17 protein-coding genes are annotated in these 14,658 nt (G+C 44.5%); 7 read left to right on the top strand and 10 right to left on the bottom strand.

Features of this window, described 5'->3' with window-relative positions; genetic code table 11:
* Positions 1–27: 27 nt before the first annotated feature.
* Together MJQ52_RS11795 and MJQ52_RS11790 are read right to left on the bottom strand one after the other, a co-directional pair.
* Positions 28–963, bottom strand: a complete 936-nt coding sequence (locus MJQ52_RS11795) for a YybS family protein (protein WP_096034912.1) — start codon at positions 961–963, stop codon at positions 28–30.
* A 243-nt stretch (positions 964–1,206) separates the two neighbouring features.
* Positions 1,207–1,359 (bottom strand): hypothetical protein, encoded by a 153-nt coding sequence (locus tag MJQ52_RS11790; protein WP_004393059.1) that lies wholly within the window; start codon positions 1,357–1,359, stop codon positions 1,207–1,209.
* 133 nt (positions 1,360–1,492) lie between these two features.
* On the opposite strand from MJQ52_RS11790, the gene MJQ52_RS11785 reads away from it, so the two are divergent.
* Entirely contained in the window at positions 1,493–1,978 is a 486-nt protein-coding gene (locus tag MJQ52_RS11785) for a spore coat protein (protein WP_004393056.1), read from the top strand.
* Positions 1,979–2,014: 36 nt separating this feature from the next.
* On the opposite strand, the gene MJQ52_RS11780 is transcribed toward MJQ52_RS11785, so the two are convergent.
* Positions 2,015–2,386 (bottom strand): winged helix-turn-helix transcriptional regulator, encoded by a 372-nt coding sequence (locus MJQ52_RS11780; RefSeq protein WP_004393054.1) that lies wholly within the window; start codon positions 2,384–2,386, stop codon positions 2,015–2,017.
* 206 nt (positions 2,387–2,592) lie between these two features.
* Between MJQ52_RS11780 and MJQ52_RS11775 the strand changes: the two genes are divergently transcribed.
* The 5 genes from MJQ52_RS11775 (at position 2,593) to MJQ52_RS11755 (ending at position 8,752) form a co-directional block, all read left to right on the top strand.
* Positions 2,593–3,522 (top strand): manganese-dependent inorganic pyrophosphatase, encoded by a 930-nt coding sequence (locus tag MJQ52_RS11775; RefSeq protein WP_004393053.1) that lies wholly within the window; start codon positions 2,593–2,595, stop codon positions 3,520–3,522.
* A 183-nt stretch (positions 3,523–3,705) separates the two neighbouring features.
* Positions 3,706–4,623 carry an EamA family transporter gene (locus tag MJQ52_RS11770; protein WP_300949224.1) on the top strand — a complete coding sequence of 306 codons (918 nt, stop codon included), beginning with the start codon at positions 3,706–3,708 and terminating at the stop codon, positions 4,621–4,623.
* 347 nt (positions 4,624–4,970) lie between these two features.
* Positions 4,971–6,392, top strand: coding sequence for a glycoside hydrolase family 68 protein (locus tag MJQ52_RS11765; RefSeq protein ID WP_014306184.1), 1,422 nt, complete (start codon positions 4,971–4,973; stop codon positions 6,390–6,392).
* 61 nt (positions 6,393–6,453) lie between these two features.
* Entirely contained in the window at positions 6,454–8,010 is a 1,557-nt protein-coding gene (locus MJQ52_RS11760) for a glycoside hydrolase family 32 protein (protein ID WP_094247908.1), read from the top strand.
* A 79-nt stretch (positions 8,011–8,089) separates the two neighbouring features.
* Positions 8,090–8,752, top strand: coding sequence for a GntR family transcriptional regulator (locus MJQ52_RS11755; protein ID WP_004393043.1), 663 nt, complete (start codon positions 8,090–8,092; stop codon positions 8,750–8,752).
* A 77-nt stretch (positions 8,753–8,829) separates the two neighbouring features.
* On the opposite strand, the gene MJQ52_RS11750 is transcribed toward MJQ52_RS11755, so the two are convergent.
* From MJQ52_RS11750 to MJQ52_RS11720, 7 genes are all read right to left on the bottom strand, one after another.
* Complete coding sequence (locus tag MJQ52_RS11750) at positions 8,830–9,339, bottom strand: DinB family protein (protein WP_070082663.1); 510 nt, start codon at positions 9,337–9,339, stop codon at positions 8,830–8,832.
* 50 nt (positions 9,340–9,389) lie between these two features.
* Positions 9,390–10,607 carry an MFS transporter gene (locus MJQ52_RS11745; protein WP_094247324.1) on the bottom strand — a complete coding sequence of 406 codons (1,218 nt, stop codon included), beginning with the start codon at positions 10,605–10,607 and terminating at the stop codon, positions 9,390–9,392.
* 352 nt (positions 10,608–10,959) lie between these two features.
* A complete protein-coding gene (locus MJQ52_RS11740) occupies positions 10,960–11,328 on the bottom strand; it encodes a DUF1304 domain-containing protein (RefSeq protein WP_004393040.1) in 369 nt (122 codons plus the stop codon).
* A gap of 30 nt (positions 11,329–11,358) precedes the next feature.
* Positions 11,359–11,997: a nitroreductase family protein gene (locus MJQ52_RS11735; protein ID WP_004393039.1), complete on the bottom strand. Its 639-nt coding sequence runs from the start codon at positions 11,995–11,997 to the stop codon at positions 11,359–11,361.
* 13 nt (positions 11,998–12,010) lie between these two features.
* Positions 12,011–12,445 (bottom strand): MarR family winged helix-turn-helix transcriptional regulator, encoded by a 435-nt coding sequence (locus MJQ52_RS11730; protein ID WP_032875377.1) that lies wholly within the window; start codon positions 12,443–12,445, stop codon positions 12,011–12,013.
* A 137-nt stretch (positions 12,446–12,582) separates the two neighbouring features.
* Positions 12,583–13,461, bottom strand: a complete 879-nt coding sequence (locus MJQ52_RS11725; RefSeq protein ID WP_014306188.1) for a YitT family protein — start codon at positions 13,459–13,461, stop codon at positions 12,583–12,585.
* A gap of 182 nt (positions 13,462–13,643) precedes the next feature.
* Positions 13,644–14,096, bottom strand: coding sequence for a MarR family winged helix-turn-helix transcriptional regulator (locus tag MJQ52_RS11720; RefSeq protein ID WP_094247323.1), 453 nt, complete (start codon positions 14,094–14,096; stop codon positions 13,644–13,646).
* Positions 14,097–14,216: 120 nt separating this feature from the next.
* On the opposite strand from MJQ52_RS11720, the gene MJQ52_RS11715 reads away from it, so the two are divergent.
* A complete protein-coding gene (locus tag MJQ52_RS11715; protein WP_070082665.1) occupies positions 14,217–14,651 on the top strand; it encodes a GNAT family N-acetyltransferase in 435 nt (144 codons plus the stop codon).
* Positions 14,652–14,658: the final 7 nt, after the last annotated feature.

Genomic DNA, 14,658 nt, shown 5'->3' with positions numbered 1-14,658 from the left:
TATCAACTCCCCACCTGTAAGTCACACTCAATTTCGCGTCACCTTATTTCTTATGTTAAAGCCTATGTCAATGATGCCTAAGAGGAGATACACGGACAAGATGAGCGGAAAAAGCACACCCAGCACAATTGCTAAAACAGGAACGGCTTTCGGCATCTCCATTTCGCGGCAATAGAAAAAAATAAACGCTAACCCTTGAATACAAATCAGCAAGCTGAGAATAAATCCCCCATTCAATGAAACCGAATACAGCATATGCCCTTTTTCTAAAGGCAGAAACCCTAATATCGTCACAATAAAATACAGAATGACAACGCTTTGCGGGAGTTTGAGCTCTCTAAAAGGCTTCATCTTCGGAAGATCAGGGGAAAATCGCCGTAAAAGCGGCCTTGCCATAGCATAACTGAGGAAAGAAAAAACGATGCCGGTCAATACGAGCACTGTCGGAAAAAGATATTGAACCGTGTTCAGCTGACTTTCCATCAGCTTGATCTGCTTCCCGAACTGATCTCCGTAACCGAGCTGCTTTGACATGGTTTCTGCTAAAGACATCGACTCCCGAAGCTGGGACATGGTGGTATCGATCACATTCATATTAAGAAGCACGATGCTGACCACAAAAAAAACGACGCCGCACAGCACATACGCCATAGCGCCGGCAGCAACCGCATAGCCGGGCTGTTTCTTTTTAAAATAATATCCCATGGCGATTCCCGTACAGGCCGCCATAAAAGCGCCTGTAAGCCCGGTAAACGAACCTACAATAAAGCTGACAGGAAGGCTGGCAAGCCCCATCCATACCCCGGGCTTCAGACCGTGCCGAATGGTGTAAAGAATGATCGGCAGCGGCAAAGCAAAGAGAAGAATTGCCCCCAGTAAAGGGAGGTACACGACCAAAAGGGAAATGATTGCAAAAATACTGATCAAAATGGCGCCTTCTATTAGAGCCCTTGTATTTTTCACTTACTCACCTCAAACCTTGTATCATTCGAACATACGAATAGAAAAGAGCAGCTTAGACGACTGCTCTTTTGACGCCGCAATGTCTCTTTCAAGACCTGAATTTTCCATAAACTCTCCAAAATACACGTATATATTTTAACATAAGTCGAAATCGCAAGTAAAATGAGCGCGGACAGCCGCAATGTTCCATGTGAAACATGAAAACAGACAAACGGACATCCCCGTGAAAGAATGCCCGTTGTATCAGTGATCCTGATCATCCATGAAACCAGAAGTATCTCTGTTTTTCTTTTTGGTTTTTCGTACATATAACAAGACGATAACGATAAGTAAGAGAGTGGTCGCCTGTAAAACCCCGCTGCTGAAAAGGAAGAAGTTCTTTATCATGTCCCACATATAGTTTCACCTCTATTTCGTATTTCCTTTACATTGAGTTTCCCTTTCTGGAAACTTCAAAACATCAGGAACAACATCGGGACCGGGGCATATGCTGAAAGTGAAAATGAAGGATAAAGGAGATTCTTACACTATGACCGAGCGGAGAACATTAGCATGGCATGAAACGTTAGAACTGCATGAGTTAGTGGCTTTCCAGGCAAACGGACTTGTGAAATTAAAAAGAACAGAGCGGGACGTAAGCGATGCCAGATTAAAACAGCTTTACCGATTTTCCATCCATTCGCTGGAACAAAATCTGCGTGAACTGCTTCCTTTCTTCCCTGAAGCTCCCGCTTTTCGTGAGGATGAAACAGAAGAGCGCGCTGATTCCGCGTTTTACAGCGGCGGCCTGCTGAGCATGGCCAAAACGTCTGTGCGCAATTACGCCGGAGCCATTACAGAGACGGCCACACCCCAATTAAGACACGTTTTCGTCAAGCACTTAAACGCGGCTATCAAGTGGCATCAAATGGTCTTTGAGTATATGGAAGAACGCGGTCAATATCCTGCTTACAACCTGAGCGAATTGCTGAAGAATGATGTGCGCAACGCCAGAAAAGCCATCGCGATGAAATAAAAAAAAGCAGCAAGGAATTTAATCCTTTGCTGCTTCTTATTTTTGAGCGGACTGATCTTGAGGCGACGTTTTTTCCCGGTATGTCTCGAGAAACTCCCGGTTGGCATCTCCCCATTTCTTCATTTGCAAAACGATCGGTTCCAGCGACCTGCCGAATTCGGTAAGAGAATACTCCACCTTTGGAGGCACCTGCTGATATACCTCGCGATGCACGATGCCGTCCGCCTCAAGCTCGCGAAGCTGAAGCGTCAGCATACGCTGCGTAATGCTGGGGCAAATGCGCCGAAACTCATTAAACCGCTTTTTTCCGCCGATCATATGATAAAACAAAATACCCTTCCACTTTCCGCCGATAACGGAAAGCGTCAGTTCAACCGGACAACCTTCTTTATTCGGATATATGTTCATTTTTCATCCTCCATAGTACCTTTTTTGATACTATATGCTGATTAGCATCTGACTTACCCAGTATTTTACTCGCAATCCTCCTCACCGCTCAACAAAAATGCTTCTTTTTCACATCAATTTTTAAGGTTTTGAAGATTACACCCTCCGCAAGACGTGTTAAACTATAAAAAGATTGTTTACACTACAAAAAAGGACAAGGAGTTATTATGGAAAAAATTCTTATTTTCGGACATCAAAACCCAGACACAGATACCATTTGCTCTGCCATTGCCTACGCTGATCTAAAAAATAAACTCGGCTTCAATGCTGAGCCCGTCCGCCTTGGACAAGTCAACGGCGAAACACAATACGCGCTTGATTATTTCAAGCAGGAAAGCCCTCGTTTGGTGGAAACAGCCGCAAACGAAGTAAACGGCGTCATCCTTGTTGACCACAATGAACGCCAGCAAAGCATCAAAGATATCGAAGACGTTCAGGTTCTTGAAGTGATCGACCACCACCGTATCGCCAACTTCGAAACAGCAGAACCTCTTTACTACCGTGCTGAGCCGGTCGGCTGTACGGCTACGATCTTAAACAAAATGTACAAAGAAAATAACGTGAAAATCGAGAAAGAAATTGCGGGCCTCATGCTGTCAGCAATCATTTCCGACTCTCTGTTATTTAAATCTCCGACTTGCACGGAGCAAGATATCGCAGCGGCAAAAGAGCTTGCTGAAATTGCCGGCGTAGATGCGGAAGAGTACGGCTTAAACATGCTGAAAGCGGGCGCCGACTTAAGCAAAAAAACTGTGGAAGAACTGATTTCTCTTGATGCGAAAGAGTTCACGCTCGGCAGCAAAAAAGTCGAAATCGCCCAAGTCAACACAGTTGATATTGAAGATGTCAAAAAGCGGCAGCCGGAATTAGAAGCGGCTCTTTCAAAAGTAATTGCCGAGAAGAACCTTGACCTGTTCCTTCTCGTGATTACGGATATTCTGGAAAACGATTCCCTTGCGCTTGCCATCGGTGATCAAGCGTCAAAAGTGGAAAAAGCATTCAACGTGACGTTAGAAAACAACACGGCTCTTTTAAAAGGCGTCGTATCCAGAAAGAAACAAGTCGTTCCTGTTTTAACAGACGCGATTGCAGAATAACCAAAACACCCCGGCAACCAGCCGGGGTGTTTTTTTTACAGCTCGTTCATCAGACGTCCGTTTTGCAAGCGCTTACTCTAAAATTATTTTGACGCCTATTAATATACAATATATAATATATCACATGTAAGGCGTTCTTTTTTCTAATTATTGTAAGTTGCTGTCGCAACATCAGAATCGGGGGTGTCTATCCTGGAAAAACACGCTGCTCTTTCTTATTCACGAACAACAGGTATTTGGCTTGTGCTTACAGGAGCTATCTTATGGGGGGTCTCGGGAACGGTTGCCCAGTATCTGTTCCAGCACCGCCATTTTAATACAGAATGGCTGACTTCAGTGCGCCTTCTGGTGTCAGGGGCGCTTCTGCTCGGAATCGCGTACCGCAAAGAAAAAGGACGGATATGGGCTGTTTGGAAAGACAGACGGGACAGAATTCCCCTTCTTTTATTCGGGATTTTCGGAATGTTAGGTGTTCAATACACCTACTTCGCGGCAATTGAGCATGGCAACGCGGCAACAGCTACCGTTCTTCAGTATTTAGGACCGGCGATCATTACATGCTTTTTAGCGATTCGCGCAAAGAGAATTCCTTCAGGAAAAGAGCTGTTCGCCGTCTTATTGGCGGTTGCCGGCACATTCATTTTGGTCACGCACGGGAATGTCGGAAGCCTGTCCATATCCGGTCTGGCCGTCTTTTGGGGAATCAGTTCGGCGTTTGCACTGGCGTTTTACACCCTTCAGCCGCATCGTCTGCTGAAAAAATGGGGATCCGCCATTGTTGTAGGATGGGGCATGCTGATCGGCGGAGCCGCCCTCAGCTTGATCCGCCCGCCCTGGACATTTGAAGGCGAGTGGTCCTTTCCTGCATATGCCGCGATTGTGTTTATCATCATTTTCGGAACGCTCATCGCTTTTTATTGCTACTTGGAAAGCCTGAAATATCTGAGTGCCTCTGAAACCAGCCTGCTCGCCTGTGCAGAGCCGCTGTCGGCAGCTTTTTTAGCTGTTATCTGGCTGCATGTTCCCTTCGGAATATCAGAATGGCTGGGTACTTTGCTGATTTTAACCACCATCGCTTTATTATCTATAAAGAAAAAATAACCTCTCTTTTTTAGAGAGGTTTTTTCCTAGGGCCAGAGCACCCCTTAGTCTCAATTACCCATATATTAAAAGGCCTTTTTTCATTTTACTATCATCCAAAAGAGGAAAATAGACCAGTTGTCAATAGAATCAGAGTCTAATAGAATGATGTCGACAAGTAAATCATGCAGGATTGTTACTGATAAAGCAGGCAAGACCTAAAATGTGTTAAGGGCAAAGTGTATTCTTTGGCGTCACCCCATACATATTTTAGGTCTTTTTTTCTGTAACAAACCTGTCATCCATGAATGCAGGAGGATCGAATCGGCAGATCGCAAAAAAAGGTACATACAAAAGGAGACATGAACATGAACATCAAAAAATTTGCAAAACGAGCCACAGTTCTAACTTTTACGACTGCACTTCTGGCAGGGGGAGCGACTCAAGCCTTCGCGAAAGAAAATACCCAAAAACCTTACAAAGAAACGTACGGCGTCTCTCATATCACACGCCATGATATGCTGCAGATCCCTAAACAGCAGCAAAGTGAAAAATACCAAGTGCCTCAATTCGACCCATCAACAATTAAAAATATCGAGTCCGCGAAAGGACTGGATGTGTGGGACAGCTGGCCGCTCCAAAACGCTGACGGAACAGTAGCTGAATACAATGGCTATCACGTCGTGTTTGCTCTTGCCGGAAGCCCGAAAGACGCTGATGACACATCCATCTACATGTTTTACCAAAAAGTCGGCGACAACTCGATCGACAGCTGGAAAAACGCGGGCCGTGTCTTTAAAGACAGCGATAAGTTCGACGCCAACGATGAAATCCTGAAAGAACAGACACAAGAATGGTCCGGTTCTGCAACCTTTACATCTGACGGAAAAATCCGTTTATTCTACACTGACTTTTCCGGTAAACATTACGGCAAACAAAGCCTGACAACGGCGCAGGTAAATGTGTCAAAATCTGATGACACGCTCAAGATCAACGGAGTGGAAGATCATAAAACGATTTTTGACGGCGACGGAAAAACATATCAAAACGTTCAGCAGTTTATCGATGAAGGGAACTATACATCCGGCGACAACCATACGCTGAGAGACCCTCACTACGTTGAAGACAAAGGCCATAAATACCTTGTATTCGAAGCCAACACGGGAACAGAAAACGGATACCAAGGCGAAGAATCTTTATTTAACAAAGCGTACTACGGCGGCAGCACAAACTTCTTCCGTAAAGAAAGTCAGAAGCTTCAGCAAAGCGCTAAAAAACGCGATGCTGAATTAGCGAACGGCGCCCTCGGTATGGTAGAGTTAAACGATGATTACACATTGAAAAAAGTCATGAAGCCGCTGATCACTTCAAACACGGTAACTGATGAAATCGAGCGCGCGAATGTTTTCAAAATGAACGGCAAATGGTACCTGTTCACTGATTCACGCGGTTCAAAAATGACGATCGACGGTATTAACTCAAACGATATTTACATGCTTGGTTATGTATCAAACTCTTTAACAGGTCCTTACAAGCCGCTGAACAAAACTGGTCTTGTCCTGCAAATGGGTCTTGATCCTAACGATGTAACGTTCACTTACTCTCACTTCGCAGTGCCGCAAGCCAAAGGCAACAATGTCGTGATCACAAGCTACATGACAAACAGAGGCTTCTTTGAGGATAAAAAGGCGACATTTGCGCCAAGCTTCTTAATGAACATCAAAGGCAAGAAAACATCCGTTGTTAAAAACAGCATCCTTGAACAAGGACAGCTTACGGTTAACAACTAATAACAACAAAAAGAAAATGCCGATACTTCATTGGCATTTTCTTTTATTTCTCAACAAGATGGTGAACTCAATCATGGCTCGAAAATGGCCCGTTGTAATATTGATCTTTTTGGGTGCGTTCCTGTTTGTCGGCTTACTGCCGAACAAAACCCACAATTCCTCTGACACAAACACGGAGCATAAGAAGGATTACCGGGCGGCGTATCATTTTACGACCCCGGACAAATGGAAAAACGACCCTCAAAAGCCCATTTTTTTCGAGGGGAAATATCATTACTACTATCTTTATAATCGGGATTACCCGAACGGCAACGGCACAGAATGGCGGCACGCCGTATCAGAGGACTTGGTGCACTGGACGGACGAAGGCACGGCTATTCCGAAATACACCAACGAAAACGGCGATATATGGTCCGGTTCTGTCGTCATTGATAAACACAACACGGCGGGCTTCGGCAAAAACGCGCTGGTCGCCGTCACAACGCAGCCGACTGCCAAAACAAAAGCCCAGGAACAATATTTATGGTACAGCACGGATAAGGGAAAAACGTTTACTTCCTATAGTGATCAGCCCGTTATGAAAAACCCGGGAACTAAGGATTTCCGGGACCCGAAAGTGATCTGGGATGAACAGGATGACAAATGGGTGATGGCCATGGCCGAAGGAGAAAAAATCGGTTTTTATGAATCACCCGATTTAAAAAATTGGAAATACACGGGCGGCTTTATCACTCAGCAGATCGGCCTCGTCGAATGCCCCGACCTTTATATGATGCGTGCAGATGACGGAACAGCCAAATGGGTTCTGGGCGCAAGCGCAAACGGCAAACCCGCAGGCAAACCGAATACGTACGCGTATTGGACCGGAAACTTTGACGGGAAGGAATTTACCGCCGATCAAGAAGAACCGCAATGGCTCGATTACGGCTTTGACTGGTACGGCGGCGTCACATTTGAAGACGGTAATAGCGAAGATCCGCTGACAAAACGCTATGCGCTGGCATGGATGAACAATTGGGATTATCCGAATGAAACACCGACACTAAAAAACGGCTTTAACGGCACGGATTCTATCGTCCGTGAAATCCGCCTTCAGCAGCAGGACGGCGGCACATACAGCCTTGTGTCAGAGCCGGTTGAAGCATTGAACCAATTAACCTCTTCAACTGACAGCATAGAACACAAACAAGTGAACGGTTCAGAGACACTGCCGATCAAAGGTGATACATATCAGCTTGATATGGATATCGCTTGGTCAGATATCAAAAATGCAGGCGTCAGACTCAGAGAATCAGCAGACCAAAGCCGGCATATTGATGTCGGTATTTCAGCAGAAGACGGCTGTGCGTATGTGAACAGATCGTTTACAGACCAGCCTGATAAAACCGGCGCATACGTCGAAAGCAAAGCCCCATTTGACGGAAACAAAGGACGCGTCCATCTGAAAATTCTCGTAGATAAAACAAGTATTGAAGTATTTGCAGACGACGGAAAAACCGTTCTGACAAATGAAGTGTTCCCAAAACACGAAGATCAGGGAATCACGCTCTTTTCTGAAGGCGGCTCCGCTGACTTTCAGCATATTGAGATGAAGCATCTCGGTTCGATTCATTCTTAGACGTCCCTCTTCATTTCTAACCGGCGCCCGGACTGTGGTAAAATGCAAATATGTATACTACGATTCATGAGGTGTTCCATTGGATAATCAAAACAAAGAACCTGTGCTGAAAAGAACCATCATGCGGGACGAAGTGTATCGCACACTCAGAAACTGGATCATAACGGGCAAGCTCAAACCGGAAACAAAGTTAAAGGACAAGGATTTGTCGGAAACATTGGGAATCAGCCGCACCCCGATACGGGAAGCCTTATTGCGGCTGGAAGATGACGGCTTGGTGATAACAAAAGCGAACAGATGGACGCTTGTCGCTCCGATTGAGTTAAAAGAAGCGGAAAACTTGTATTCCATCGTCTGGACGCTTGAGAAACTCGCATTGCAGCAAGCCCTCCCGCGTATGGACGATGCCGTGATTCAAGAATTGAAACAGCTGAATGAAAATCTTCTTCAAACGATGAAAGACGGCGATAAAATGGCCGTTCTGGAAGCGGATAATGCATTTCACCATCACATCATTCTGCTTGCGGACAACGCTGAACTTCACAAATTGCTTGTAAGCCTGAAAGTCAAAATTCAGAGACTGGAAATCCGCTATTTCAGTGAAAGCGGCGCTTTAAACAGATCATATAATGAACACTCTGATATCATTCACGCATTAGAACAGCAAGATGCCGCCGCTGCTTTTACAGCGCTTGAAGCGAATTGGAAAAACAGTTTAGAACGGCTGCAAAACATGGCATAGCAAACGAAAAAGCCAAATCACTCATATGATTTGGCTCTTTTACGGATATCACAAGACAGCCGCGTTGGCTGTCTTGTTTACTTTTTGTTTATATATAAATAAATACCGTAATCCGTCGGCACAGAAGCATACCCCATCTGTCTGAGCATGGCTGTTATATTCCCGCGATGATACGTTCCGTGGTTCACAACATGTAGGATCATATCGGCAGCTGCGGTTTTCATGATGTCACCTGACGGATGCTCTATTTCAAGGGGGAGGCTGATATTTTCCTCCTTCTGCAAAAATAGTTGATACCGGTCTGATAATTCCAAAAATAGATCTTCCAGCTCTTCTATCTCTTTAGACAAGATGTCCCCTTTTTGCTGTTCAGCTGATTTCAGCGTATCCTCCAGACGCTCTCCGGAGAACACATCAAACCACCCCTTATCGGACAGATACACATGAGTCAATACACCGGCTATCGACGGAAAGACACTTTGAATCTCCTTACGGTACACATCCTCCGGAAGCTCTTTAAGCCGGGTGAATATTTGCTGATTTGCCCAAAGATGATAATCATACAATTGCAGTGCCAGATGTCCCACATTACCCTCTCCTCTCTCGATATAGAACGTACGTTCCTGATTATACTACACTACATGCCGCTCTGTACCATTTTCTTCATTCTCAGCTGAGAAAATCCGATAAAAGCCGAAATTAATAAGAGAAGGCCTGCGCCGATATAAATAAACCGCACGCCGAATACATCCGAGATAATCCCCGTTCCGATAATGGAAAACATAAAAATGAACTGAACTAAAGCTGATCTCGCCGCTAATATATTGACCCGTGTCTTTTCGGTCGTGATGTTTTGAAGTAATGTTTCCTGCGTGAGATCTCGTAATACACAAGCCGGCCCCATACACAGCACCAGAAAAAGGGCCGTAACGGCGCTTGTGATCAGCCCGTAAATAAACGTGAACATTCCATATGCCAAGGCTCCCGTCAGCATAAGCGGAATGAGATGATGCTGAAACTTACCGGATAACTTATAGATGATCAGTCCTCCGATCATCGTCCCTGCATAATAGGCTCCGTTCACATACCCCCACCAAGCCTCTCCTTTATGAAGGACGTCATGCACATAAGTCAAGGACACAGACCCGATCCATATCATGCCTGCCCACGATTCGATCACATCCATCACAATGAGAACCCTGAGCTGTTTTTGCTGAAATAAATACACCCAGCCGCTTGCCGCATCTGCAAAAAGGGAACGTTTCCTGACTGCTGCCGGCGCACACATGCGTACTTGAAGAAACAGAATAATGCCCAACACCGAAGAAACCAATAACATGACAGTGACGATCATTGTATCGCTCTCTCCCAGGAACGCTATGATGACGCCGCCCAAAGACCACCCCGCAAACTGAACGGTCTGATCCGCCGCAGATAATAAACTGTTCGCTTTCGCCCTTCGATCAGGAGGAATGATTTCCCCAATCAGCGCGCTTTTTATCGGAGCAAACCATCCGTTGCAAAAAGAAATGCCTCCGATCAGACAAAACAGCAGAAAAAAGAATGCGGATGAACCGGTTTGGATGACAAAAAACAAACAGACTAACAGTGTGATCTGTATCAATTGAGAACTGATTAACAAAGAACGAAGCGTGAACCGGCCGGTGACCAGCGGCAAAACGGCGCTGCCCAATACGCGGCATACAATGCTGACGAGCGTCATAAGAGAGGCCATCGCTGTCGAACCGGTTTTTGTAAACAAAAACAAGATAACGGCCATCGTATAAAGTGAAAACCCCAAGTTGATAGCGGTCTGGCTGTATAAAATAGCGTAATACGCTCTCTTCGTATTCATCCTCTGCAACCCCACTCCCTGATTATGTAAATCATACCATATTTGCCGATCAGCTTTTTTTCAAAAAAACAGATTGACATGGAGTCCGCTCCATCTATTTCAGCAAATAACAATTAAGAAGGAATGACAGCTGATTTGACGCTTGGTTCAACTGAAAATTGACATAAGGATATATGTGTTGAAACGAGCTGATCACATCCGGAACCATACTCATTCCAAGCGACTGCAATCCATTGCTTGCCCCCGCTGATTTGACATTCCCCAATCTATAGTGATGTATATAAGAAATGATTTTCAAAACAGAATAAAAAAAGAGGGCTTCCTTTCCGGAAGCCCTCACTCACTCCGTCTGCTACGCCAATAAAAGAAAAATAAGCGCTAAAACAGCCGGAAGTCCTTGTTTTACGATAATTGATTTGTTTGAAGTAAAGCCTCCGAAAATGGCCGCGATGACCACACAAATAACGAAAAACATTTGAATCATATGGCCAATCGGATCAGCTCCGAGGATCAGTCCCCAAATGAGGCCGGCAGCCAGAAATCCATTATACAGACCCTGATTTGCAAACATGACCGCTACATTCCGGTCACCTTCTAAATGCTTTGGCAATTTGAAAGACCGCTTGGCAGCCTTCGAATTGATAAAAAACATTTCAAGTATCATGATAAATATATGTTCTAAAGCTACAATTCCGACGAAAACAGCCGCAATTATGTCCACTGTCCCTCTCCTCTCAGCTTCACTTCAACCTTATTTCCATTGTGCGATTGTTTCGATAGGAAGACGGTAGGAAGCATATCCTTCGTCTGCCGCTTTTCCGATTGATAACAGCATGACCGGTACATAACGCTCTTTATCCATTCCGAAAACCTCGGCAATCTTTTCTTTATCATAGCCGCCGATCGGGTTTGTATCATAGCCGTGCGCACGTGCTGTAAGCATCAGCTGCATGGAAACGAGTCCTCCGTCAATCAGAATCGTTTCACGGTTCACTTGCTCCGGCAGTTTTTCAAAATGCGCCGTCAAAGCAGCGATTTGTCTGTCTTTTACTTCCTGCGGCATGTAGCCCAGTTCGACCGCTTTTGAATAAATTTCTTCTAAATAGTCATCACTGTTCATATCTGCGAAAACCGCGATCACCGCAGATGATGTGCTGACTTGTGTTTGGTTAAAGCTGGCAAGCGGCGCGAGTTTTTCTTTTCCTTCAGGGCTGTCAATGACGAGGAAACGCCATGGCTGCGCGTTGACTGAAGACGGCGCTGTCGTTGCTTCTTCAAGAATTTGAGTCATTTCTTCTTTGCTGATTTTTACAGCCGGATCGTAATTCCGAATGGAACGGCGGCCTTTCATAATGTCCATAAAATCGTTTGTTTTCAGTTCTGTTTTCATGTGTAATACACTCCTATGCTTTCATATTTTCTATATTATTCTGCATCTGCGACAATACGTTTTTTAACATATTGCGTTCTTCCTCGCTGACACCGGCAAGCATTTCCTTTATGAAACGCTCTTTCTCCTTTTTGGAAGCCTCAATTCTCTCCCGCCCCTGATCAGTAAGCCGGACAAGTATAATTCGGTTGTCCTCGGGCTTCCGCCTTCTTGTGACCATTTCTTTGGCTTCAAGCTGTTTCAAGTGTCTTGTCACGGCTGCGCCGTCAATATTCACCTTTTTCTGAAGATCGCTTTGGCTGATCTCATCGACGTAAAAAAGCACGGCGAGAAGCTCAAGGCGGGATTGGCTGATTCCGGTGCACGCTTCAAACTTCGTGCCGATCACTTTGTGCAGTGATTGGAGCTGATACAAAATCTCGCCTTCCTCTGAACAACATGCTGTCAAAACCCATCCCTACTTTCTTTTGCGCAATTAATTGACTAGTCAATGTTTGATATATCAATAATATACATCCGTTATTCTTTTTTTGCAAGTGTTTTCTCCTTTTTTAAAAAAAGCTGCCGGTGAACGGCAGCTCCTTCTTAATGATTATGGATTTTTCTGAAATTACTGCCTTTTACTTCAGCGACATCATATACCGTCACAAAGGCTTGATTATCAATGTCATTAATAATTTCCTTCAGTTTGGTTTCTTCCAAACGGTTGATGACACATGTGATTTCTTTGAATTTTTCATGAGAAAAACCGCCGTATGCTTCTTTATACGTAGCGCTCCGGCCCAATTCTTCACGAATGGTCTCTACCATTAATGCAGGCTCGTTGGTGATAATCTGAAATGTTTTAGAACCGCTTAAGCCTTCCTCAACCACATGGATCACCTTGGATGCGATGTAGTAAGCAATGACGGAAAGCAATGCGCCTTGCAGCCCGAATACAAAAGAAACAAAAATAAACACAAAAATGTTTAAAAATAAAATGAGATCGCTCGTGCCAAACGGCAATTTCCGTGACAGAAGCACAGCCAGCATATCAATTCCGTCTAAGGCGCCGCCGTTGCGCAATGCCAATCCCATTCCCAAGCCGAGAATAATCCCGCCGACAACGGTGATTAACAGGGTATCTCCCTCAATGATAGCCGGCGTGTGATGGAAAAAACTCGTGCCCGCGGCAAGTGAGACAATACCGATAATTGATAGAAACGCAAAACCTTTCCCGATTTGCTTATATCCTAACCAGACAAACGGTATATTGATCACCGCAATCAAGATCCCAAGAGGCAAATGAAAGAGCTGTGAACCGACAATGCTGAGTCCGGTTACACCGCCGTCAGATACACTATTCGGAATCAGTACGGTTTCCAGTCCATACGCGGCAATAATTCCGCCGATGATGACCATGATGGCCCGTACGATTGATTTCGCTCTGAATTTCTTACGTCTTTGTTTTTCGATTGTACTCATATCATTCCCCGCTTCAATTATTTTGTCTTATTTAAATATACCATAATTGATACTTTTCGTTAAAAATAAGCCTATCGGCTAGTTGAAGCAGGAACCGAGGAAGGAGATTTCACAGATAACGTATCCATTTATGACTTTAATCATTCACAACGCAATCATTCAGTAAAAGGGATTATCATCCATTAATAATCTCTTTTGTTTCCCTTCTTCACATATTCCCAATCATGCTCTATATTTTTTCTCACCCGCTGAAGAAGGCTGAAAATGGTTTCTTTTTCCTCAGACGTAAAGCCGGACAGGGCTACTTCCGCAGAGTGCTCTCCTTCTCTTTGCAATAACGGATAAACCTTTCTCCCTTTTTCGGTCGGGAACAGTTTTTTTATTTTTTTATTTTGATCATCAGGACGCTTTTCAACAAATCCTTGTATTTCCAGTTTCTTGATCGCTCTCGCCGCTGTTGTTCGGTCAACTTTAATCATTTCCGCCAGTTTTTCCTGTATCACTCCCGGGTTTTCACATATACGCACAAGATAGAGATACTGCCCCTTTGTTAAGTCTAATTCCTTAAATTCAATATTGCTGATGGAATCCAATGCCCGTGCGATCATGCCGATTTGCCGCAAAATATCAGTCATATCTTTTCAAACCTTTCTTGTTTTTGTTGCATTTGCAATATAATTGTTTTATCGTTACTTCTATAAGACCACAAGCAAGCCGTGCAGTCCAGATTAATATGTGAAAAGGATTGATTGATCATGAGGATAATAAGAATAACAACGGAAATTGATTTGCAAGCAGCGCTTGAGATTAGAAAAGCAGTATTCATTGAGGAACAGCAAGTACCTGAATCCGATGAATTTGATCAGTTCGATACGCTTGAGGAACAGTGCGGGCATGTCTTGGTTTATCATGAAAATCAGCCTGCCGGCACAGGACGGGTCCGCATCGTAAACCATACAGGCAAGCTCGAACGAATCTGCATCCTGAAACCTTACCGTAAATACGGGTTGGGCAAAGTAATCATAAGCGAATTAGAAAACATGGTAAAAGAAAAAGGCATCACCCAATGTAAACTGCATGGACAAACACATGCGGAAGGCTTTTATCACAAACTGGGCTATCAGACAGATTCACCGGAATTTATGGAAGACGGCATCCCGCATGTCTTAATGACAAAAGAGCTGGCTTAACCGAATA

It is taken from the genome of Bacillus sp. jun7 (genome assembly GCF_051034795.1).
Taxonomy (GTDB): domain Bacteria; phylum Bacillota; class Bacilli; order Bacillales; family Bacillaceae; genus Bacillus; species Bacillus velezensis.
Note: the sequence above shows the minus strand (reverse complement) of the source record. Positions and strands in the feature narration are given on the sequence as shown.